The 20,785-nt window shown below is 48.4% G+C and carries 19 protein-coding genes; 9 read left to right on the forward strand and 10 right to left on the reverse strand.

What is annotated here, in order from left to right; translation table 11 throughout:
* Positions 1-175: 175 nt before the first annotated feature.
* On the forward strand, positions 176-1,057 hold the full coding sequence (locus tag CVV44_21165; protein ID PKL35326.1) for a hypothetical protein: 882 nt from the start codon (positions 176-178) through the stop codon (positions 1,055-1,057).
* Here CVV44_21165 and CVV44_21170 read toward each other — a convergent pair.
* From CVV44_21170 to CVV44_21180, 3 genes are all read right to left on the reverse strand, one after another.
* Positions 1,047-2,708: a hypothetical protein gene (locus CVV44_21170; protein PKL35327.1), complete on the reverse strand. Its 1,662-nt coding sequence runs from the start codon at positions 2,706-2,708 to the stop codon at positions 1,047-1,049. The genes CVV44_21165 and CVV44_21170 overlap by 11 nt on opposite strands.
* A gap of 96 nt (positions 2,709-2,804) precedes the next feature.
* Positions 2,805-3,764, reverse strand: a complete 960-nt coding sequence (locus tag CVV44_21175) for a hypothetical protein (protein PKL35328.1) — start codon at positions 3,762-3,764, stop codon at positions 2,805-2,807.
* 117 nt (positions 3,765-3,881) lie between these two features.
* Positions 3,882-4,577 carry a hypothetical protein gene (locus CVV44_21180; GenBank protein ID PKL35329.1) on the reverse strand — a complete coding sequence of 232 codons (696 nt, stop codon included), beginning with the start codon at positions 4,575-4,577 and terminating at the stop codon, positions 3,882-3,884.
* 246 nt (positions 4,578-4,823) lie between these two features.
* On the opposite strand from CVV44_21180, the gene CVV44_21185 reads away from it, so the two are divergent.
* Together CVV44_21185 and CVV44_21190 are read left to right on the forward strand one after the other, a co-directional pair.
* The gene (locus CVV44_21185) at positions 4,824-6,761 is read left to right on the forward strand and encodes a hypothetical protein (protein PKL35330.1); all 1,938 of its coding nucleotides are present in this window, start codon (positions 4,824-4,826) and stop codon (positions 6,759-6,761) included.
* A gap of 12 nt (positions 6,762-6,773) precedes the next feature.
* The gene (locus CVV44_21190) at positions 6,774-7,589 is read left to right on the forward strand and encodes a hypothetical protein (protein PKL35331.1); all 816 of its coding nucleotides are present in this window, start codon (positions 6,774-6,776) and stop codon (positions 7,587-7,589) included.
* 4 nt (positions 7,590-7,593) lie between these two features.
* Here CVV44_21190 and CVV44_21195 read toward each other — a convergent pair whose 3' ends face one another.
* Together CVV44_21195 and CVV44_21200 are read right to left on the reverse strand one after the other, a co-directional pair.
* Positions 7,594-8,475 carry a rubrerythrin family protein gene (locus CVV44_21195; GenBank protein ID PKL35332.1) on the reverse strand — a complete coding sequence of 294 codons (882 nt, stop codon included), beginning with the start codon at positions 8,473-8,475 and terminating at the stop codon, positions 7,594-7,596.
* 17 nt (positions 8,476-8,492) lie between these two features.
* Positions 8,493-9,341, reverse strand: coding sequence for an SGNH/GDSL hydrolase family protein (locus CVV44_21200; protein PKL35333.1), 849 nt, complete (start codon positions 9,339-9,341; stop codon positions 8,493-8,495).
* Between the two features lie 227 nt (positions 9,342-9,568).
* Here CVV44_21200 and CVV44_21205 point away from each other — a divergent pair, with 227 nt between their 5' ends.
* Both CVV44_21205 and CVV44_21210 read left to right on the forward strand, forming a co-directional pair.
* The gene (locus tag CVV44_21205) at positions 9,569-10,195 is read left to right on the forward strand and encodes a rubrerythrin (protein ID PKL35334.1); all 627 of its coding nucleotides are present in this window, start codon (positions 9,569-9,571) and stop codon (positions 10,193-10,195) included.
* Positions 10,196-10,385: 190 nt separating this feature from the next.
* On the forward strand, positions 10,386-11,762 hold the full coding sequence (locus tag CVV44_21210; protein ID PKL35335.1) for a hypothetical protein: 1,377 nt from the start codon (positions 10,386-10,388) through the stop codon (positions 11,760-11,762).
* A gap of 112 nt (positions 11,763-11,874) precedes the next feature.
* Here the strand turns inward: CVV44_21210 and CVV44_21215 are convergent, their stop codons facing one another.
* Together CVV44_21215 and CVV44_21220 are read right to left on the reverse strand one after the other, a co-directional pair.
* Positions 11,875-14,193, reverse strand: coding sequence for a ribonucleoside-diphosphate reductase, adenosylcobalamin-dependent (locus CVV44_21215; GenBank protein ID PKL35573.1), 2,319 nt, complete (start codon positions 14,191-14,193; stop codon positions 11,875-11,877).
* Between the two features lie 278 nt (positions 14,194-14,471).
* Entirely contained in the window at positions 14,472-15,554 is a 1,083-nt protein-coding gene (locus CVV44_21220; protein ID PKL35336.1) for a carbamoyl phosphate synthase small subunit, read from the reverse strand.
* Positions 15,555-15,875: 321 nt separating this feature from the next.
* Here CVV44_21220 and CVV44_21225 point away from each other — a divergent pair, with 321 nt between their 5' ends.
* Positions 15,876-16,232: a hypothetical protein gene (locus tag CVV44_21225; protein ID PKL35337.1), complete on the forward strand. Its 357-nt coding sequence runs from the start codon at positions 15,876-15,878 to the stop codon at positions 16,230-16,232.
* Positions 16,233-16,266: 34 nt separating this feature from the next.
* Here the strand turns inward: CVV44_21225 and CVV44_21230 are convergent, their stop codons facing one another.
* From CVV44_21230 to hisD, 3 genes are all read right to left on the reverse strand, one after another.
* Complete coding sequence (locus tag CVV44_21230) at positions 16,267-16,998, reverse strand: hypothetical protein (protein ID PKL35338.1); 732 nt, start codon at positions 16,996-16,998, stop codon at positions 16,267-16,269.
* Between the two features lie 83 nt (positions 16,999-17,081).
* A complete protein-coding gene (locus tag CVV44_21235; GenBank protein ID PKL35339.1) occupies positions 17,082-17,678 on the reverse strand; it encodes a hypothetical protein in 597 nt (198 codons plus the stop codon).
* Between the two features lie 3 nt (positions 17,679-17,681).
* Complete coding sequence (gene hisD, locus CVV44_21240) at positions 17,682-18,980, reverse strand: histidinol dehydrogenase (protein ID PKL35340.1); 1,299 nt, start codon at positions 18,978-18,980, stop codon at positions 17,682-17,684.
* A gap of 9 nt (positions 18,981-18,989) precedes the next feature.
* Here hisD and CVV44_21245 point away from each other — a divergent pair, with 9 nt between their 5' ends.
* The 3 genes from CVV44_21245 to CVV44_21255 all read left to right on the forward strand — a co-directional run bounded on the left by CVV44_21245 (position 18,990) and on the right by CVV44_21255 (position 20,785).
* Complete coding sequence (locus CVV44_21245; protein ID PKL35341.1) at positions 18,990-19,190, forward strand: hypothetical protein; 201 nt, start codon at positions 18,990-18,992, stop codon at positions 19,188-19,190.
* A gap of 79 nt (positions 19,191-19,269) precedes the next feature.
* A complete protein-coding gene (locus CVV44_21250) occupies positions 19,270-19,878 on the forward strand; it encodes a hypothetical protein (protein PKL35342.1) in 609 nt (202 codons plus the stop codon).
* The gene (locus CVV44_21255; protein PKL35343.1) at positions 19,874-20,785 is read left to right on the forward strand and encodes a carbohydrate kinase; all 912 of its coding nucleotides are present in this window, start codon (positions 19,874-19,876) and stop codon (positions 20,783-20,785) included. Before CVV44_21250 ends, CVV44_21255 begins: the two co-directional genes overlap by 5 nt.

Below are 20,785 nucleotides of genomic sequence, written 5' to 3' on the forward strand. Positions count from 1 at the left end.
ACTGATGCCATGCATGAATTGAAAGTCGCCACCCCTGCGAGGGATTTTTAAATTTTCCTATCTTATCCAAAGGCCTCTTTTTAATAAATCAGTGAGTTTTGAGCCCCTGAGGGGGCGGCGGGAGCGGGTATCGGAATTATATCGATATTTATGCCGGGGGTCTTATGTTTTTTCCATGGAGATAATTATCTTGACAAACCGCTTCACAACCCGGCACCTTTCAGAATACTATCACATCAATAAAGGATACGGTCGCGCCCCCATGCCGCTTTCTAAGGAAGAAATAAACAGTCTCATCGACAAGTTGAGGCAGAAATATGACGAGTATGCTGAAAAATACAGCATGAAATGGTTCGATAACGGACCCTTCGAGGACAGGCTCCGCATGGCTGTTAAAAACAAGATGAACCTGGAAGGCTTTATCCTTGCCGAGATTACCAACTTTGAAAAGCTGAAAGAGAAATACGATAAAAAGAAAAATGAGAAGTCCTTTTCTGCCACGGTGGAAAATATCATAGAAGAGAATACGGCCAGGATACGGCGCCATCCCCGTATTGAGTTTCATCCCAGCGCCGGTTTTGAAATCAGCCATTTTTACGGGGCCCTGGCGGAATTCACCCAGTTCTATCTTCCCGTGCTGTGGATTCTGGAGCCCGATGATGAGGCCAAAAAGTCTCTTCTCGCATTTGAGAACAGCCTGAACTTTCAGGCCATGCCCAGGGGCAATAAGCCGTCAAAGAGAATCGAGGACCACGCCCTGCTCCTTTCCCGCAAGGGTATCACCGAGCTGGAGATTGAGCGGGACGCCAGCCATATCATGAAGGATTGTGCTTTTCTGCTTCATGAAATCATTGATTACTGCGGGGCTCTTCTGGAGGAGCGGAGGGCCCAGTGGGAGAACCCGCTGCGTTTCGACAAGCTTTACCTCGAGGAATCGCGGAAAAAAAGGATGATAGATATTTTCTCGGGAACAACGGGATATGGGGCCATACTGGCAGTCAGTGAATACGCCGGAGCCGTTATCGAGGATTTTCGGCTCCAGGCCTTCAGAAGATGACGATGTCGCCCACGTCGCGGTCCCGCCTTATGCATATGATGGTGATATCATCCTCCTGATCGGCGTACTCGGTGAATTCATAGAGACTCCCGATGATGGTATGAATAATATCGCGGGAACTGTGCCCCTGGCCTTCGATAAACTGATCTTCAATCCTCTGTTCACCGAACATTTCCCCGTCCTCTTTCTTGTGGGCTGACCCCGCTTCCTGGATGCCGTCAGTGTAGAGAATTAACGAATCGCCCTCTTCAATGATTATCTCGCTGTCTTTATAGAGGTTGTCGGGGAACAGGCCTATGAGGGGGCCGGTGCTCGATAGCCTGTTGCAGCTTTTTTCCCTGATGCGGTAATAGAACATGGGTGGGTGCCCCGCATTCACATAACGGATAACCCCGCTTTCCAGATTTATATGCAGGACAAGGGCCGTGGCAAAATAATAAAGGCCCTGCAGGTCTGCGGCGATGACGTCGTTCACTGATTTGACTATTTCTGCCGGCGTTTTTCCATTACCCGAAAGAGTCTTGAAGAGAGTGCGTATCTGGTTCCCGATATAAGAAGAGGCGATGCCGTGACCCGAAACATCGCAGAGGATTATCTGGTAAACCTTTTTGCTGATGAAATACCCGTCGAAAAAATCACCGGAAATGTCCTGGGCCGGAAGGAATGCCGATGATATGTCGTAGCCCGTTATACGGCTGAAATCGGGAAGGGATGAGACCTGAATCTTCCTGACCCGGGAAACCTCGGATTTATACTCGCTGTTCATTTTTTCAATGGCGTGCTCTACGCTGAAGCGGTTGTGCAGAATGGTGAAAAAATTTGAAAAAAGGTTTATCATTTTCTGGTCGTCGTCGCGGAAAGGCGTATCGTTTTCGAACAGAATATAGCCGAATATTTTTTCCCCGAGGAGAAGGGGAATTATCAGGCAGTATATGTGAGAATCTCCCGATTTGATGCGCATGGTGTCGCTGTTGGTGGTAAACCTTTCCGAAATACTGAGTATTTTGTTCAGTTCCTCGAAGGAGCGGTATTTTCCCGATTCCTCATATTCCTTTTTCACCAGGGTGATGAATTGCAGCCCCTGTTTTTTAACCACTTCGATGTAGCTCACGTTGATGATTTCCGAGAGGTGCTCAGCTGTCTTGAAACTCGATTCCGGGTCCCGGGTGATTATATTTTCCTGGACGATCTGGTTGAAGGTATTGAGTTTATTATTCAATTCAAGCTGAGAGAGATACGCTGAATGTATGTTGGATCTGTCTCGTATGATCTTTTCGAACATCAGTATTTTTGCTTTCAGCTCATAGGGGATGAAGGGTTTACGGATGAAATCGTCGCTTCCGGCCACGTACCCTTTTTCAATGGTTTCAGAATCGGTTGTGCCCGTTATGATAAGAATCGCCGTTTCGGAAAAGGTTTTTTGTGCACGCAGTGAGCGGCAGATATCGATGCCGTTTCCATCAGGGAGGTTCAGGTCCAGGAGGATTATTTCCGGTGTCACGGATTTAATGGCGGTTTCGAAATCGGCCAGGTTTTTTGTCAGGATAAGGTGATAATCCTGATCCAGAAGTCCTCTCAGGGCTTCGAGCATGACTGCCGAATCATCGACAGCCAGGACGGTTAATTTTTCGTTATCGGGAATCTGTCTCATGGTCGTATGGACGTTTTAATGAATATAGCTGTTGATATATTATACGCCCTTTTTGCGGTGAGTCAACAATAAAGTCGGGAAAAACCCCCTGCCGAGTTATTCCCCGCTGTCAAAATCAAGTTCATACGAAACGGTCCTGTTTTCAAAAAAGACCCAGGCCATTTCAGCACCGATGACAAAGAGGAAGCAGGTATACCAAATCCATATCATGAGAATAACAATGGTGGAGAGGGGGCCGAAGATGGAAGAATAGTCGTTTATTTCAGTTATATAGTAGGAAAAGAGCGATTTGATGACCTCGTAGCTGAAGCAGGCGAAAAGCGCCCCCTGGAAGAGCGATTTATTGTCCAGTTTTTTCGGCGGCACAAAGCGATAGAGGGTGAAAAAGAGAAGGGTGTTCACAGCCAGGGTGGATATAGAAGAAAGCAGGAAAGGGATATGGCCGATTGCTATGATAAAGTCGTGTAGGACCGGCACTGTTTTCATGTTTCTTTCAATAAAAGAGATTATATCACTGTTTTTAGCGATGGCGATAAAGTTGGAGATGATGGTAAAAGACAGGGCGAGTATGCTGATGCCGCCGATTATTATGAAGTGCCGTATTTTTGCCTTCCAGTACCGCCTGCTTTCCCCTATCCTGAAGGCCTTTTCCAGCACCCTTTCGAAAATATCGAAGACAAGGCTGCCCCACCAGAAGAGAAAGGGGATCCAGATAAAGGCCAGGTATCTTTTCGTATACACGATCTGGTCGAGGATAGCCACGAGTCTTTCGATATTTATTGACGGCAGCTGGAGCTTCAACTGGTTCAGGTAAAAGGTGACCATATCGCCAGATTTGTAAAAAAAACTGAGAAGAGAAATAATTACCAGAGAAGCGGGGATAAAGGATATGAGAAGAAAAAACGCAATGGCACAGGTGGAAAGTTCCCCATCATGTTCCTCGTAATTACGTATTACCAGCCGCAGGTCGTTGAAAATGAGCTTTTTGATGGCACGGAGGGGTTTGATCACGAGCTGTTTTGGTATAATTAATAATTTTTTTACTATTCCTTTCATCAGGTCCGGTTATTTGCTAAATTCGGGCGCGGGATTTGTATCTTCAAACGTGATACGGCAACCATGAGACATTTTTACTATTTAGCGGGTTGAAACATCAAGTGTTTTTTTTACAGATTAATCATCTCCACCGAGAAAACCGGCACGCATGAGAAAATAGAGCAGTGTGGCTATGGCTGAAGCGGTCGCCGCGACATAGGTCATGGCCGCAGCAGACAGGACGCTGTTCACGCCGCTAAGTTCCGCTGATGATACAAGGCCTTCGGCGGCCAGTATCTGTTTTGCCCTGCTTGAGGCATTGAATTCTACGGGAAGCGTTATGATCTGAAAAAGGACCACCACACTGAAAAGGGCGATGCCGATTTTTACCAGTCCGGTAAAACTGAGAAGAAGACCGGCGATGATAATGATCCAGGCGAAGTTCGATCCTACGGATGCCACGGGGACCATCATGTTTCTCAGCATGAGAGGTGAATAGGCTTCTTTGTGCTGAAGGGCATGGCCTGTTTCGTGGGCCGCGACTCCTATGGCAGCCACGCTGCTGCCCCGGTAAACTTCCGGGGAAAGACGTACTACTTTGCGGGCCGGATCATAGTGGTCAGAGAGAAAGCCTCCTGTTTCCACAACGTTAACACTGGAGAGACCGTGGCGGTCCAGTATCCTGCGCGCCGCTTGTGCTCCTGTCACCCCTGACCGGACAAAGGAACGTGAATATTTCTTAAAGGTGCTCTTTACCCTGTATGACGCCAGAAGTGATAGTATAAGTACGGGCGCCATTATCATCCAGTAAAGGGGATCTATTCCAAAGTACATAATTCTTCTCCTTAATATCAGGCATAAACCAGGTCTTTTTGCGTCTCTTAATATATCTATGAAATATTGAATGAAATATGTGGTTTTTGTTACAAAAATATGACTGTCCGGTCCGGGATGGCATGCCGTAGCATACGGGGAACTGATGTGGACAATATCATTTGACAATTTTACCGTGAATTGATATCTTAGTTCCGATTCGGTACTGCCTGCAATTAATTGGAACCGATATCAGAGGACGAATACATGAAATTGACCATCAGAACGGCATTCCTTCTTTTACTGCTTATACCCGTCACCCATTGTGCTACTACAGGGCAAAAGGAAGGGATCAAAGCGGCTGCGGAACCGGGGCATTCATCCCCGAATGAAAATGGTATTTTAATCAGGGAAGACTGGTCCCTCTACAGTTATGGCCTTCATTACAAGCAATACGCAGTCGAGAATCCCCAGGACCCGAAGCGTGCGGAATACCTGAATAAGGCCCTGGGCTATTTCCAGGAAGCACAGGCTTCGGAGCGCGCCCTTGACCGTGTCTGGTCCCAGATTTCGGACTGCTATTTTTACCTCTATAATTTCCCCGCGGCACTGGAGTATGCCCGGAAGGCAATCGATCTGAACCCATCTTTCCAGGAGCCGTATAACAGGACGTATAACATCTATATGCGCCTTAAAAATGAGGGGAAGGCCGCTGAAATTCTGGAAGAATACTGCCGGGCCAATCCCGGGGATATTCACATCCTTTTCCTTCTGGGTGAACATTATCTGAAATCCATGTCGGACCGTGATAATGCCGGGCGGATATTCAGGAGGGTGATTGAATTATCCAACAATTCGGCCAATGAAAACTACTACAGGGAATACTCGTATTACTATTTAGGGTACCTGGCATTCTACAATAATGATTACGAGAAGGCTCTTACATATTACCGTGAGGTCTATTCCATCAACAATACCAATGATAAGGCCCTGTACATGCTGGCCCTTCTCTACATGCTTCGATATGACCTGGACAGGGCGCAGGAATTCGCCCTCCTGTATCTTGCCATTGCTCCCGATAACAGCGTAATGAACGGCATCATGGGAAGGTCTCTCTATCTCAGGGATGACGGCAGGGCGATTCATTATCTGAGAAAAGCAATTGATGGCAGGACCGTTGAAGGCTTCCAGGCCCAGGGGCTGCTTCTGGAAATGCGGCAGAAAGATGACGAAGCCGCCAATGTGCTCACGGCCATTATAAAAAACAGGCCCAGGGCCATAACGCCGCACATCGCCATGGCGCATATATACAGGCGGGCCGGCGATACGAGGAGTGAGTTCAATGAGCTGATCAGCGCCGGAATTATTTCATACCAGTCCGGCTTAATGTCCGTAGCCAGAGAATGCTTCAGCCGCGCCGTTGAGATCGATGACAGCGTTGCAGAAGCCTTTTATTACCTGGGGAGGATTTATGAGGAGAATGAGGATTATTCCATGGCCCTGGTGCGGTATCGGAGGGTAAACGAAATCAATCCCGACACCGACATGCTGCTGCATATGGGTTACCTGTACGGTTTGCAGAAAAATTATGATATGGCCTTTCAGCATTTTGAAATGGCTTCCAGGCGTGAACCGGTAAATCCCAAGCCGTATTTTTACAAGGGACTGGTGTTCCTGTGGGTGAAAGATTATACATTCGCCGAGGAAAACATGCTCAAGGCCATTGAACTGGATGATGGCAGCGAGACCTACTATTTTTATCTTGCCGTCATTCAGGAAAAGAATAAAAAACTGAATGAGGCCATAAGCTCTCTTGAAAAAGCCCATGAGAAAAATCCTGAGAGTGCCAGGGTGAATAATTACCTTGGTTATCTCTACGCTGATAATGATATGAAGATCGACAGGTCCCTGGAATTGATACAGAAGGCACTTCTGTCCGAACCGAACAACGGGGCATACCTGGACTCTCTGGGCTGGGCCTATTACCGGCAGGGCAACTATCCCCTGGCCCTGGAAAAACTCCTTCTGGCCGAGAAGCAGCTGGATAAAACCAGCTCCCCGGACCCTGTGGTTTATGATCACATCGGGGACACGTATTATAAAATCGGCGATGCCGATCGGGCGGTCTTTTACTGGAAGAAGTCCCTGAAGCTTGATGACAACAGGAAAATCAGGGGAAAGCTCGACGGTGTTTCAAAAAAATAATCACAGGACAGAATGAAGATGAAATTAAAGACCATTGCCGTAGCATCGGCAGCGCTGCTTCTGTTTTGCCTCGGCTGCCTCGGCGGGCAACTGCATAAAGAGAAAAAGGAAGCGGTCATACGCTCCGGGGATGGAAAAACCCGGTCCATGCTTGATGCGGTGAAGGCCTTTAATACCGCGGCTCCCGACACAATATCGGCTTCCATGACCATTGATGGTGCAATGAAGACTAAAAAATTCAAAGCCCTGGGAAAGGCACAATTTGACCGGAAAGCGGGTAAAATGTCCCTGGCCTTTATCGACTTTATATTCAAAAGCCCCATTACGCATATGTTTCAGGACAGGGACGTGATATATTTTTATTTTCCCGCGGAAAAAAAGATTTTCAAGGATAATATCAATACCATCAGTCTCCTGAACTACAGCACCATAAATCTTGATTTTAAATTGATTCAGGATCTGGCCACGGGTCGTATACCGGTTCTCGAGAACTATACGGTGAAGGACGGACTGGCGTCGCCGCAGGACAACAAATCCTATCTCATCCTGGAGAATGATCTCTGGTACGAAACAATATCATTCTCATCGGACCAGCCCGATAGGATTAAACTGATGAATAAAAAGACCAGGGAAGAGGTGGAGATATACCTGAAGAGGAAAATCTCCACCGACAGCTGCTCCTTTTTCCGGCAGATCTCAATCGTTATTAAAAATGCCGAAACGCGCATCGATGTTCAGTTCGACGATGTAAAGCTCAATAAGCCGGTCATGGTAAAAACCATCGGTGAAATAAAAATACCCCGCGATGTTCAGATCATCGGCATGTAGATCATCATACATCGATTCCTATGAGGACCCTGACGCCATATCCAATTGCGAAGGAAAGGGCGGCCACACCCAGGCTTATAGCGCACATCTCGAGAAACCTTTTTCTGAAAGGAAGGTCCTTCGCTACAGAAATATAAAAATTGAACATGAGGATGATGAGAATGGCATTAACAAGCGTCATGGCCAGGCACAGGAGATAATGGTCAAGTAACAGGTATGGAGCGATAAGTATCGCTACCGTTATGACATAGGCGATGCCGGTATAGATGCTCGATTTAAGGGGATTTTCTCCACCCTCATCGGATTTCGTAGAAAGATACTCCGAAGCCGCCATGGAAAGCGACGCGGCAATGCCGGTGATGAGCCCGGCAATGGCGATAAGGCGAGTGTTCTGAAGAGCGAAGCTGAGTCCCGCCAGTGTTCCCGTGAGTTCCACCAGTGCGTCGTTGAGGCCCAGAACCACGGAGCCCATATATTTCAGATGCTCCTCTTCTATGAGTCCGATGAGTTCCTTCTCATGGGCATCCTCATCGGCCATTATCCGGTCAGCATCGGGAATGGACTGGGCGACGAGTCCATAATTGATGACGGCCTGTTCCTCTCCGCGCTCCATTAGTTTGATGCCGAAGGTTATGCCCAGGAGACGCGAGATCCAGAAAAATTTGAATATTTTCCACCGGCTTGGACGAACATCTTTACCGGTAAATTCCTTCCAGAACGAATAGTGGCGCAGTTCATCGCCGGCAATATCCAGAAGAATTTTACTGTTTCGGGGGTCCTTGATTTTTCCCGAGAGCCTGGTGTAGATGTGGTGCTCGGTTATCTCATTTTTCTGTGCTGTCAGGAGCGTCCGTATGAGTTCATCGCTGAGTTTATTTTCACTCATGATCCGTGCTCCTCGTTTTATTTCTGCAGCAGAAAATTTTCAATGAGATCGGCCGTCATCGTAGCGCCCTTGCAGTTCAGGTGCAGGTAGTCCGTCATGAGGCTGAAACCGTTTGTCGTTGATATGTCATTGAAACTTGTACCCATGATGGTGTTCATGAAAATGGCCTTGTACATCATCATCTCGTGCTGATCGTACGGCGACGGGGGACTGCATGTTTTGTCAGCGAGATACGTCCGCATATTTTCGTGGAGCGGAATATAGGATACATTTTTACCTGCAGCGATTTCCTTTATGATGGCGCTGTATTCTCCGGTTCTCCGGAAGGCCTCATGATTATTATCCTCCCCGATGGGAGGCAGGGAGAGCAGGGCGATACGTGCCTTTGTTTTTGTCCGCAGGATATCGCACAGTGACGAGAGGTTTTTGCGGAACCATTCCCTGTCGGGATATTGCGGAAGTTTCATTTCCTTCATCTGGTGGCGTGCTGTGGAATCGCGCAGTGATCCGTTTGCGTCATTGGAGCCGATGAGGATGGTGATATAATCGGGGTCGCACCGGATAACCTCATCGACACGCTGAAGGGCGTTCCAGGCCAGTTCGCTGTTTATCCCGGCATTGACGAAGATAAACCCATCCCCTTCCATTTTTTCCGATAATATATCGACATAGTTGCAGCTCACACGGCCGTGGGTAATACTGTCACCGATACATACAACAACTTTTTTCTCAGGGTTTTTGTTCTGCAGGATAAAGACTGCCGGCCTGTTGTCGGGCAGCTTTGTAGCCCGGTAATAACCAACGGTATAGATGACGACAAGAATTATGATAAGAGCGGCTAAAGCTGCCAGAGCATATTTTATCATAGCGGGTTTCTCCTGTGAACCTGTTTATTTATATGTATAAACAGTCCCGGATAATAGCAAACATATTTTAATACGGTCGCAGCTGAAAAGGTGCAGCATGCTGCTCCTTTTCAACTGGATTGAAAATCAAAAAAATAATTGTAAATCTCCCGCCGGGTCTTTATATTGTGATCAATCATTCCGCCATAAATCGAGACAAAAAAGGGTAAGTTCCCGGGAGGTAATTTATGAAAAAGTATGGTGTTGCTGTTTTAGTCTTGTCTATGATTACAGCTGTTTCTTTCAGTTGTAAACCAAAGGAGACGGCCAGGGATATGTCTATCAAGAACCTGAAGGAGGCCATAACAGGTGAAACCACGGCCAGCCAAAAGTATGCGGCCTACGCGAAAAAGGCAAAGGAGGAGGGATTTGCACCGATCGCCGTTATGTTCGAGGCCACTTCAAAAGCTGAAAGCATTCACGCAAAAAGGGACATGGAGGCGCTTTCAGGTCTTGGTGAGAAAATGGAACCCATTAACCCTCAGTTTGCGGTAAAGACGACCATGGAAAATATCAAGGATGCCATAAAGGGCGAATCCTATGAGATTGAAACAATGTATCCCGGTTTTATTAAAACTGCCGAAGAGGCGCAGTTGAATGAGGTTGTAACATCCTTCAACTATGCTTTTGATACAGAGAAAAAACACCTGGCAATTTACAAGGAAGCCCTGGCAGCACTGGAGAAAAAAGATCTGAAACAATTATCAGCAACATACAGTGTATGTCCGAAGTGCGGCAATACATATTCCAAGGATGTCCCCACGTCATGTGAGATATGCGGCGAGGCGCAAGGTACATTCATAGTTATAAAATAACAGCATAAATTCAGACGGCATGGAATCGATGGCGGACCTGCATGGCGGGTTTTCAAGCCGTCTGAATGAATTTCAATTCTTTTCCTGTATTCATCGGTTTCAAAGAACCTGCAGTAAGTCCCTGACCGTAATAAGTGTGGTACGGTCGTCGTTCATATCTTAATTTCTATCATTCTCGAGGAGGCGTGATATGATCAACAGGCCTGGGTTTTTTTTCCAATCGGTAATCATTGTTTTCATTTCGGCAGTTTTTTTGTGGTTTGCAGGGTGTTCCGTGAAGGGGTGTGGAACCACAGGATCTGTGATTGCACCGGCGGTGGATAATGCGGGCTATATTATCCTGGCCTGGAACGATCTCGGTATGCACTGTCTCAACGCCACGTATGATAACGGGGTGATTCTGCCGCCCTATAATACACTGTGGGCCCAGGTAATAAAACGGGGCGTCAGGCCGGAGATAATAACGGGAGACGTTTCTCTGCGTTACCGGATTCTCAATAATACCCGTTCCTATGGAAAGAAAAACGCGAAAACCGGCGCCGATTATGGACAATTCTGGGATAACGCCAAAAAACTTTTTGGCGCTGTTCTTGAGCGGGATACGGGACTGAATCTTGAGGATCCGCAGACACATAACGGCCTGCAGGGGGAAATGGTTGCCATGACCGATCATTTCCAGGCCAATGGCATTCCTTTAACACCTGTTGACGATTCCGGCACATGGAATCCCTTTCAGGTTGCCGAAATATCTCTCTATGATGCTGACAATAAACTGCTTGCCATGACCAGGACCACAATTCCCACATCTGATGAAATAAATTGCGGTAAATGTCATAATGACGTAAAACCGGTCATGCTCGATGTATTACGGAAGCATGATGAAAAAGTTAAAAAAGTGAACCTGGAAAAAGGCAAGCCAAAATTATGCGCCGAATGCCACGGCAGTCCGGCTCTGGGAATGAAGGGACGGGGTTCGGCGAATACATATCTTTCCGAAGCAATCCACGGTTTCCACGCCGACAAGGGAGCTCTTTGCTATGACTGCCATCCCGGTCCCGTCACCAGGTGCAATCGAAGCATAAGTCATAGCGCCGATGATGGTAATTGTATTAAATGTCACGGTGATTTGAAGACAATGGCCGACGGCATTAAAAAGGGCAGAATTCCCTGGATGGAGGAACCGGCCTGTTCCGATTGCCATAAGGGCGTTGCCCAGGTGGATACGAAAAGTGTGCTCTATCGGAATGCTGGAACAGGCCACGGAAATCTTTTCTGCCCGGCCTGCCACGGAAGTCCGCATGCCATGACTCCTTCGTCAAAGGAGACCGATAACTATCAGGCCCTCCAGTATCAGGGAAAGGCCATGAGCCTGGGAAGCTGTGGTGTCTGCCATGATGATTCACGGGGCAAAGGCAATATGGGGTTTATCAAAAAACACGGAGAATCGTCCGTGGCCTTCTCGGCCTGTAATGTGTGTCATACGCAGGTTATATCCGGTGAAGTGGCAAAATGGCCCCATGAATTTAAATGGAACGCCAGGGCGAAGAAAGGAGTTAAAATAAAATAATGTAATATATCATGTTGGGGCGGATTATTTTGCAGGGGCGGGTTTCAAACCCGCCCCTGCAACAGAATAACCCGCCCTTACATGTATTTTCGCACCATGTATGGTATGGCTGTCAACCGCATCGCGAAAAACCGCAGGAACGGCATACGGAACAGCCCGATTCAAACTCCAGGGGGCCGTGGCAGTCGGGGCATACGCCCACCATAGTCGTATCGCTTCCCTTGCCGTTTGTTTCGGCCAGGTTTTTTGATATTTCATGCAGATCAGACTCATGTCCTTCGGGGGCCGTGCCGGTTATTCCCGTATGGCTCTCCAGTGCCTTGGCAATGGCGTCGGCGCAGGAGTAGATTCTTCCTCCCTTGGCCCAGGCCTGGTTGGGGCAGCGTACTCCCTTGAGCTGCTTGACTATCTGGTCCTTTTCGATGCCGCTCCTGAGGCCCAGGGATATGAGCCGGCTTACTGCCTCGGTCTGGCTTGCGGCGCATCCTCCTCCCTTGCCCATTGTGGCGAAGACCTCGAACATACCCTTCTCGTCTTCATTGATCGTGACGTAAAGGGAACCGCAACCCGTGGTCATCTTTCTCGTGGCACCCCAGGTTACTTCACTGCGCGGCCTGGGAACGATATGCCCGTCCCCGTAATGGGACTCCATGGGTGATTCACTTTTTGTCTTGCCGGTGCTCTTCGTGGAGAGTACCTGGGCGTCGCGGGAACCGTCGCGGTATACCGTGACCCCTTTGCATCCCAGTTCATAGGCCATGGTGTAGACCTTTTCTATGTCGTGAACCGTTGCGCTGTTAGAGAAGTTCACGGTTTTTGAAACGGCATTGTCGACGAACTTCTGAAAAACCGCCTGGAGGCGAATATGCCATTCCGGCGATATGTCATGGGCTGTGACAAAGACTTTCTGTATTTCTTCCGGTATGCCGTCGATGCCCGCCGCTGATCCGTGTTCAGCCACCATCTCCATGATCTCTGCGTCGTAGAATCCCATTTTTTTCGCGGTCTCCTCGAATATGGGGTTGGTTTCGATGAGAATGTCGTTGTCCATGACATTGCGCATGTATGCCAGCGCAAAGACCGGTTCTATGCCGCTCGAGGAATTGGCGATGATGCTGATGGTCCCTGTTGGTGCGATGGTGGTGGTCGTGGCGTTTCTCAGAGGCTTTTCACCTTTTTCGGCGTAGGCGCTGTGTTCAAAGTTGGGGAAGGCGCCCCGCTCCACGGCAAGGGCGCGGGACTCTTCCGTGGAATCGGCCTGGATTGCCGACATGATTTTTTCAGCCAGGTCAATGGCCTCCTGGGAGTCGTAGGGGATGCCCATCCTGAGAAGGACGTCGGCAAAACCCATGATACCCAGGCCTATTTTCCTGTTATCCTTGGTCTGCCTGTCGATTTCGGGAAGGGGATACCTGTTCATATCGATGACATTATCCAGGAAGTGAACGGACGTGACGGTAATATCCCTGAGCAAGTCAAAGTCGATTTCAAAGTGTTCATTTTTTTCCACCAGGACGCTGTTCAGGTTGATGGATCCCAGGTTGCATGATTCGTAGGGAAGAAGGGGCTGTTCACCGCAGGGATTGGTGGACTCGATGAGCCCGATTTTTTTAAGCGGGTTGTGCTCGTTGATGCGGTCGATGAAGACAATCCCCGGTTCGCCGTTGCTCCAGGCTTTTTCCACGATGAGTTGGAAGATTTCGCGGGCGTCGATCGTTTCCACGACGGCGCCGCTGCGCGGGTTTTTCAGATCGAAGGAGGTTCCATCCTTAACGGCATTCATGAATTCATCCGTGAGGGCAACGGATAGGTTGAAATTGGTCAGCGCCGTTCCGTCCTCCTTGGCGCGGATGAACTCAATGATATTGGGATGATCAATGTTGAGGATAGCCATATTGGCACCGCGCCGCGTCCCGCCCTGTTTTATGGTCTCGGTTGCCGCGTTGAAAATATTCATGAAGGATACGGGGCCGCTGGAAACTCCTGCCGTTGATTTGACCATATCGTCGCGCGGCCGGAGCTTTGAAAAGGAAAATCCCGTGCCGCCGCCGCTTTTATGAATGAGGGCCATGTTCTTCACGGAGTCGAATATTTTATCCATGGAGTCTTCCACGGGAAGCACGAAGCAGGCCGAGAGCTGCCCCAGGGGCCGTCCGGCGTTCATGAGAGTGGGGCTGTTGGGTATGAACTGCAGCTCCGCCATGAGATTATAAAAACGGTCGGCAGTTTTATTAATATCTTCCGTTGTCCTGCCGTAAAAAGAATCGGCTGAAGCCACGTATTTAGCCACGCGTTGAAATAATTCCCCGGGTGTTTCTATTATTTCGCCCTTGTCGTTTTTGGCCAGGTATCGTCGTTCCAGTACGACCCGGGCATTGGGGGATAAGGAGGGCTGTTTCTCCGAGGAAATGGTGATATCATGCCAGTTCATGTCTTTTGATTTATTCACTGCCTGCACTGCTCCTGTGTATTTTAAATATATCGATAGTACGCATGTGCCCGTTTCAGGGCGGTTGGTTGTATTATGTCTTGTTTGAAAAGCTATTTGTTAAAAAAAAAATTTGCCGGTTCTCTGATGAACCGGGGAAAATATTAAATGATTGTTCGGAAATGGCAACAATTATTCGATATGCTTGTGTAAATAATAACCGGACTGCCTGATACGGGATCAGATCGAATAGTACCGGATCACTCCTGAAGTGTAGAATATCAGCCCTTTACGACCATGTCGTAAAATTGCGCAAAGAGATATTGTGAATCATGCGGTCCGGGACTCGCTTCGGGGTGATGCTGTACCGACAGTATGGGCAGTTTGGTGTGACGGAGCCCCTCCACGGTGTTGTCGTTCAGGTTTATGTGGGTAATTTCCACATCGGGATTGTCTTTCATGGAATCCATATCAACGGCGAAACCGTGATTCTGGGATGAAATCTCTATTTTATCGGTGAGGAAATTTTTAACCGGCTGATTTCCTCCGCGGTGGCCGAACTTCAGCTTGTAGGTTTTTCCTCCCAGGCCCAGGGCAAGGATCTGGTGCCCGAGACAGATGCCCAGTGTGGGGATCTTTTCTTTTACTATATCATGCACCAGGTCTTTGGCGTAATCGATGGCATCGGGGTCGCCTGGACCGTTGCTGAGAAAAACAGCATTGATTCCATCCTTTATGGCCTCTTTAAGCTGCGTTTTGGCAGGATAGACCCTTACAGAGAATCCGGCTTCCCCTAAGAGATGCAGGATATTCCTTTTTACGCCGAAATCAAAGACGGCCACACGGGGCGCCTTTTCCTTTTCGGTATAATCGTAAGCAACGGCGCAGGATACGTCCGATGCCAGGTCCAGTCCTTCCATGAGGGGGTGGGCCAGCAGTTTTTCCATGGCCCCCTTCCTTTCGAAGAATATGCCGGAACGCATGGCGCCCTTGTCGCGGATGTGCCTGGTGAGCTTACGGGTATCGATCCCTTCTATGGCGGGGATTTTATTTTTCTTGAGGTAATCTCCCAGGGATGACGTGGCCCTGAAATTCGAATAGGTCTTGCTGTATTCCTTGACGATGAAACCGGCAACCTGCACCTTCTCCGATTCCACATCCTCTTCGTTCACACCGTAATTGCCGATCATGGGGTAGGTCATGGCGACGATCTGACCAATATAGGAAGGGTCTGTGAGTATTTCCTGATAGCCGCTCATGGAAGTGTTGAAAACCGCTTCTCCCATGGTATCAGCCTCGTATCCGAAACTCTTTCCTTCGAATTCCGTACCATCTTCAAGGAGGAGAAAGCATTGTTTTGACATATAAAACCCCGATTTACTGAAATTACCCGCCGCAGGACCGTTAACACGGTCATGATACTTGGATTACAATTTCTCATCACACCTGTTGTCAATATTAATAATGACGGCAGGTTTATTTTTCTTAAGGTACTGCGGTGAAAGACAGCTGTCAATGGTTGTCGGGAAAAATGGGAAAGATTGTAATAAAATTTGAAAAATCACCGTCTGTTGGGTATGTTATGAGCATCCTCTTTGTCAAATTACAATAATGTAAATTCATTTTGTACTATGAAAATTAAAGTAAAAAAAACTTGACAGAAATACCGCTATACTATCAGGATTATGTCACATATTTTAAGTATAAAAAACATTAATCGTATGGATGGGCTCACCATGAATGTTGTGAATGGCTCGCTTCATAAAAATGATGCCATTGTGTATCATTTCCCCGAATATATCGATTTTGAAACGGCATCCAACTATTTCGATAAGATTATCCGTGTGAATTTTGAAAAGAAGCTTGTTTTTGACCTCACTACAACCAGGGAAGTCCATTCCTCCTTTATCGGTTTTCTCCTCGATATAAAGCAGAAGTATGAATCCAATGGCGGACATTTTTTACTGAAACTGTCACCGTCCCTGGAGCATCTTTTTAATCAGATCAAACTCCTGGAACATTTCAATCGGAACGTCCATTAAATTCCATTAGTCTGCCGCCGTTCCCGGCGATATCCTATTCTGTCATTTTATCCATAACCGGTTCCCGGAGTCGCTTGTTCCTGGTTCGAAGCTTCATGTTCAGGACCTCTACGAACAGAGAGAAGAATACGGCGAAATATATATATCCTTTCGGTATCTCGTAATGAAAGCCCTCGAGTACGAGCATAAATCCAATCAACAGGAGAAAAGAAAGAGCCAGTATCTCCAGTGTCGGATTCTTGTGTATGAAATCGGAAACCTTTCCTGAAAAAATCATCATGATGATAATTGAGAGAACAACAGCTGTTATCATGACCGGGAGCCTGTCCGTAAGTCCTATGGCTGTCAGAATCGAGTCGAAGGAAAATACTATATCGAGGAGACCTATCTGGATGATAGTGCTCAGGAAATTCACCTTTACCTGTACGTAATCTTCCTTATTATTGGCAATATTCATTTTATGATGAATTTCACTGGTACTCTTGGCGAGAAGAAAAATCCCCCCCGCGGCGAGTATAATTTCCCGTATGCTGAAGTCCGAGGAGAAAACGGAGAAGAGTGGTTCGGTCAGATGCTTCACCATCCAGGTCAGTGAGATGAGTAGTATTATCCTGAAACCCAGGGCGAGGGTCAGGCCTAAAACCCGCCCCTTTTTTTTCTGTGAATCGGGAAGTTTTCCCGTCAGTATCGATATAAAAATGATATTGTCAATGCCCAGGACGATCTCAAGAAAGGTGAGAGTAATAAGCGCAATAATCCATTCCATAATCACTTCTCCGTCATGGTTGTAATTGTGATGCTCAGATTATTTCTGCATCCGATTACGTCAATAAATTTCACTTTGAATAATTAACGGTGTTTCAGAATGCCGCTGCCGATGATGTCGGCCATGAAGGTCCTGAATTCCCGGTCCGATACATTGATGGCGTCGAAGATGCCCATCTTTTTGTACTGCAGCATGCCTTCCGTCACCGAGGCCAGGAGAAGCGAGAGCTTTACCGGGTCCACGTCGCGATAGATTTCCTGATCAATGCCCTGGGTAATGGTTTCGGCCATGATGGACATGAGGAGCCTCATCTGCGCGACGATCTCGTCGTTTTCCGTATCGTCACCGGAGTCATAGGCCGATTTATACTCCATGAGCAGGTTGTAATGTTCCTTGTTTTCATTGAAAAACGAAATGAAGGCGTCATAGGTCGATATGAGCTTGTTCTGGGGCATCTCCTGGTGGGCCGTGACGTCCTTGAATTTCCGTATCAGTATTTCCGTGGCCTCGATGCAGATGGTCTTATAGATGTCTTTCTTGTTTTTAAAATGAAAATAGACGGCCCCCGTGGTCAGTTTCGCCTCGGCCGCGATGGTGCGCATGGAAATCCCGCTGTATCCGTATTTAAGGAAGAGTTTCCGTGCTGTTTTTAAGATGGCTTCCCGGTTATTGGGCCGCATATATCATTCCTTTCCGAACCGTACATCGATAGAACCGCCGTGCTTGTCGTCGAATCCCTCGACCTTCGACATGACACCCACGGGGCTCCGGGCCTTTTTCAGCGCTTCGCGTGTCAGGTGCTGAAACGTTGTGCGGCGCATGAAGGTCTCCACGGAGGTTCCCGATGAGAACCGCGCGGCCCCGCCCGTGGGCAGGATGTGGTTTGTCCCCGAATAGTAGTCGCCGACGGCTACGGGTGCATGGTCTCCCAGGAAGAGGGAGCCCACGTTTCTCAGCCGGTGCAGGTATTCCAGGGGATTTTCCACCATGAATTCCATGTGCTCCGGTCCATAGCTGTTGGAAAACTGAATAGCCTCGTCAAGGGAGTCCACGAGAAGGATAGAGGCGTTCCTGAGCGAAGTCTTCTTTATCTCATGCCTTCCGCATCCCGATTCGATATCTTTTTTTATTTCCTCATTTACCGCTTCCGCCAGGGATTTCGACGTGGTGACCAGAACCGCCAGGGCCCGTTCCTCGTGCTCGGCCTGGGACAAAAGGTCAAAGGCAACCCAGCGCGGATTGGCCCGGTCGTCGGCGATAATAAGGACCTCCGAGGGGCCCGCCATGGAGTCGATCTGGATCACGCCCAGGCTGAAGAGATAGGTCTTGGCCGCCGTGACGTAGATGTTTCCCGGGCCCACGATTATTTCCGCTTTCGGAACGGTTTCAGTGCCGAAACCGGCGGCGGCGATTCCCTGGGCGCCGCCCGATTTGATCACCCGATCTACACCCAGGATCCGGCATATGGCGAGAATCGTGTCGGGAACGCGTCCCGTTTTGTCGGGGGGAGTGATGACGGAGATGTTTTTCGTTCCGGCGATCTGGGCGGGAATGACGCCCATGAGGACCGATGACGGATATGAGGCCTTGCCTCCCGGTACATACATGGCGGCGCTTTCAATGGGCTGGTACATGATGCCCAGAGTAGAACCGCCCCGGTTATATATGATGGCGTCGCGTTTCTGGTGGAGATGAAATTCTTCGATATTATTTTTAGCTTCCGTGAAGGCCTCGAGAATGTGTTTCGGTGTGTTTTTATATCCCGTCCCGATTTCCTCTTCCGTGGCCACGACGCGGTCAAGCTTCACCCCGTCGAATTTTTCCGTGTATTTTTTTACGGCTTCATCACCGCTGCTCCGCACGTCATTGACAATGGGGACCACGGTTTCCATCATGATGGAACTGAAATCATCGCCGAAACGGTTGAATAGACGGTCCAGCTCCTGTTTGGTCAGGTCATTGAGTTTCTTAATCGGTATCATGTCGCACCTGTGTATTATTTTAAGGGTGTAAATGAAAAATCTACAGGAAAGCCCGTTTTCGTCAATAAGTTTATGGTTTTACCGCTGCCGGGAGAATCCCTGTTTATGGTACAGAAGGAAGATACCCGGTTTACCGGATCATCTTCCGGTGTGGAAATTCCCGGCGATAATGTTCAATTTATTCGAAAACTCCCCGGGTTTTCTGCTTGATTTTCATGAGGTATTTCTGTCTATCTTTATATGGCGACCGGTTTCACAATAAATAATATTGCCATAAAACATGCAACCGATGATTAAAAATAATATGAAATTTATTTATGTACTGCTCATTCTAATAATCATCACTCCTGCGCTTGATGCCGCGGATCAACCGGAAAAGCCCATTACAAGGGATTATCACAGCATAAAGAAGGAACAGGCCAAAGATTACCGGTCCGGGGTGGATGAATCGGAAAAAGACAGGGTGAAGGAATGGTTCACCGAGGATATCGATTATTATGAAAGGCTTATCAAGCTGAAAAGCGATTACCGTGACTGGGCCATGGATAAAATCAATGAAAACCAGGAAGTGAAATTTTCCGCATATACCGACGGTAAAAATTTTACCGCTAAAGAGAAAGAGATATTATATGATTATCACCTGAGGTTGTTCTCCAGGGGTAACGCTGAAAAGGTGGTAAAGAGGCCCGGGAAAAAACGTTCACGCGCCATTGTGCCCGTGGTTAAGGAGAAGGAACAGGGTATGCCTTTGGATTTTCCCGTGCCGAATTCCAGAAATAATGAGAATAAAAAAACATTTCATGGTATTATGCTGCCAACGGCAATAGGTGCCGCACTGGCAATTATGTTCGGTATTGCCGTGATCGCGATGAAGAAACGAAAGGCCGGAAACAATTGAAAACAAGCCGGGGAAGGATCAGGTGAAAGACAGGTATTGTATTGCAGGAATAGGCGAGGTTCTCTGGGATGTTTTCCCCGAAGGCGAGCAACTCGGCGGCGCTCCCGCCAATGTGGCATGCCAGTGTGCGCGCCTGGGAGCGCAGGCATATCTGATAAGCTGCGTTGGCAATGATGGCAGGGGTGAGCGGGCAAGGAACTATCTGCGAGGGCACGGTGTTGACCTTTCCTGCCTGGCGGTCAGTCTTGAATTTGAGACGGGGGTCGTCAATATTGTCCTTGATGCCCAGGGCAAGCCGGCCTACGAGATAAGGGAAGGAGTCGCCTGGGACCACATACCCTGGTCAGAAGACCTGAAGCCGGTTCTCGCGAGGCTCGACGCCATCTGTTTCGGAACCCTGGCCCAGCGCAGTGAGCTGTCGCGGTCCTGCATTGAATCATGTCTGTCGGAAGTCCCTGAAAAATGCCTGCGGGTCTTCGATGTGAATCTGCGGATGCAGTTTTATTCCCGGGAGATACTCCGGCGCTCGCTGGAAGCTGCCAATGCCCTGAAACTCAACGACGAAGAACTGCCTGTGCTTGCGGCGATGTTCGGTCTTTCCGGAACGGACCGGGAACAACTGGGACAATTGATGGATATCTTTGATCTGCGCATTGCGGCATTGACCTGCGGGGCGAAGGGCGCATGGATGATGACCCGCGAGGAAGCCCATTTCTCCGTGAGTCCCGAAATCGTTGTTGTCGATACCGTGGGCGCCGGGGATGCATTCACCGCCGCAATGATCTCGGGGTTCCTGACGGGAAAGCCCCTCAGTGAGATAAACAGGGATGCGAACGCCCTGGCCGCGTATATATGCACCGTGAAGGGCGCCCTGCCGTCTTTGCCCGGTTCCGGTGAAGCCCTGTAA

The sequence above is a fragment of the Spirochaetae bacterium HGW-Spirochaetae-1 genome, assembly GCA_002839375.1.
Classification (GTDB): Bacteria; Spirochaetota; UBA4802; order UBA4802; family UBA5550; genus PGXY01.

Excerpts from the sequence above, each read along its gene's own strand:
- CVV44_21205 (PKL35334.1), top strand. The coding sequence starts at position 9,569 with ATGAAAAAGTATGGTGTTGCTGTTTTAGTCTTGTCTATGATTACAGCT.
- CVV44_21250 (PKL35342.1), top strand. The coding sequence starts at position 19,270 with ATGATTAAAAATAATATGAAATTTATTTATGTACTGCTCATTCTAATA.
- CVV44_21195 (PKL35332.1), bottom strand. The coding sequence starts at position 8,475 with ATGAGTGAAAATAAACTCAGCGATGAACTCATACGGACGCTCCTGACA.
- CVV44_21190 (PKL35331.1), top strand. The coding sequence starts at position 6,774 with ATGAAGATGAAATTAAAGACCATTGCCGTAGCATCGGCAGCGCTGCTT.
- hisD (PKL35340.1), bottom strand. The coding sequence starts at position 18,980 with ATGATACCGATTAAGAAACTCAATGACCTGACCAAACAGGAGCTGGAC.
- CVV44_21220 (PKL35336.1), bottom strand. The coding sequence starts at position 15,554 with ATGTCAAAACAATGCTTTCTCCTCCTTGAAGATGGTACGGAATTCGAA.
- CVV44_21210 (PKL35335.1), top strand. The coding sequence starts at position 10,386 with ATGATCAACAGGCCTGGGTTTTTTTTCCAATCGGTAATCATTGTTTTC.
- CVV44_21180 (PKL35329.1), bottom strand. The coding sequence starts at position 4,577 with ATGTACTTTGGAATAGATCCCCTTTACTGGATGATAATGGCGCCCGTA.
- CVV44_21200 (PKL35333.1), bottom strand. The coding sequence starts at position 9,341 with ATGATAAAATATGCTCTGGCAGCTTTAGCCGCTCTTATCATAATTCTT.
- CVV44_21215 (PKL35573.1), bottom strand. The coding sequence starts at position 14,193 with ATGAACTGGCATGATATCACCATTTCCTCGGAGAAACAGCCCTCCTTA.
- CVV44_21165 (PKL35326.1), top strand. The coding sequence starts at position 176 with ATGGAGATAATTATCTTGACAAACCGCTTCACAACCCGGCACCTTTCA.
- CVV44_21235 (PKL35339.1), bottom strand. The coding sequence starts at position 17,678 with ATGCGGCCCAATAACCGGGAAGCCATCTTAAAAACAGCACGGAAACTC.
- CVV44_21185 (PKL35330.1), top strand. The coding sequence starts at position 4,824 with ATGAAATTGACCATCAGAACGGCATTCCTTCTTTTACTGCTTATACCC.
- CVV44_21230 (PKL35338.1), bottom strand. The coding sequence starts at position 16,998 with ATGGAATGGATTATTGCGCTTATTACTCTCACCTTTCTTGAGATCGTC.
- CVV44_21170 (PKL35327.1), bottom strand. The coding sequence starts at position 2,708 with ATGAGACAGATTCCCGATAACGAAAAATTAACCGTCCTGGCTGTCGAT.
- CVV44_21175 (PKL35328.1), bottom strand. The coding sequence starts at position 3,764 with ATGAAAGGAATAGTAAAAAAATTATTAATTATACCAAAACAGCTCGTG.
- CVV44_21225 (PKL35337.1), top strand. The coding sequence starts at position 15,876 with ATGTCACATATTTTAAGTATAAAAAACATTAATCGTATGGATGGGCTC.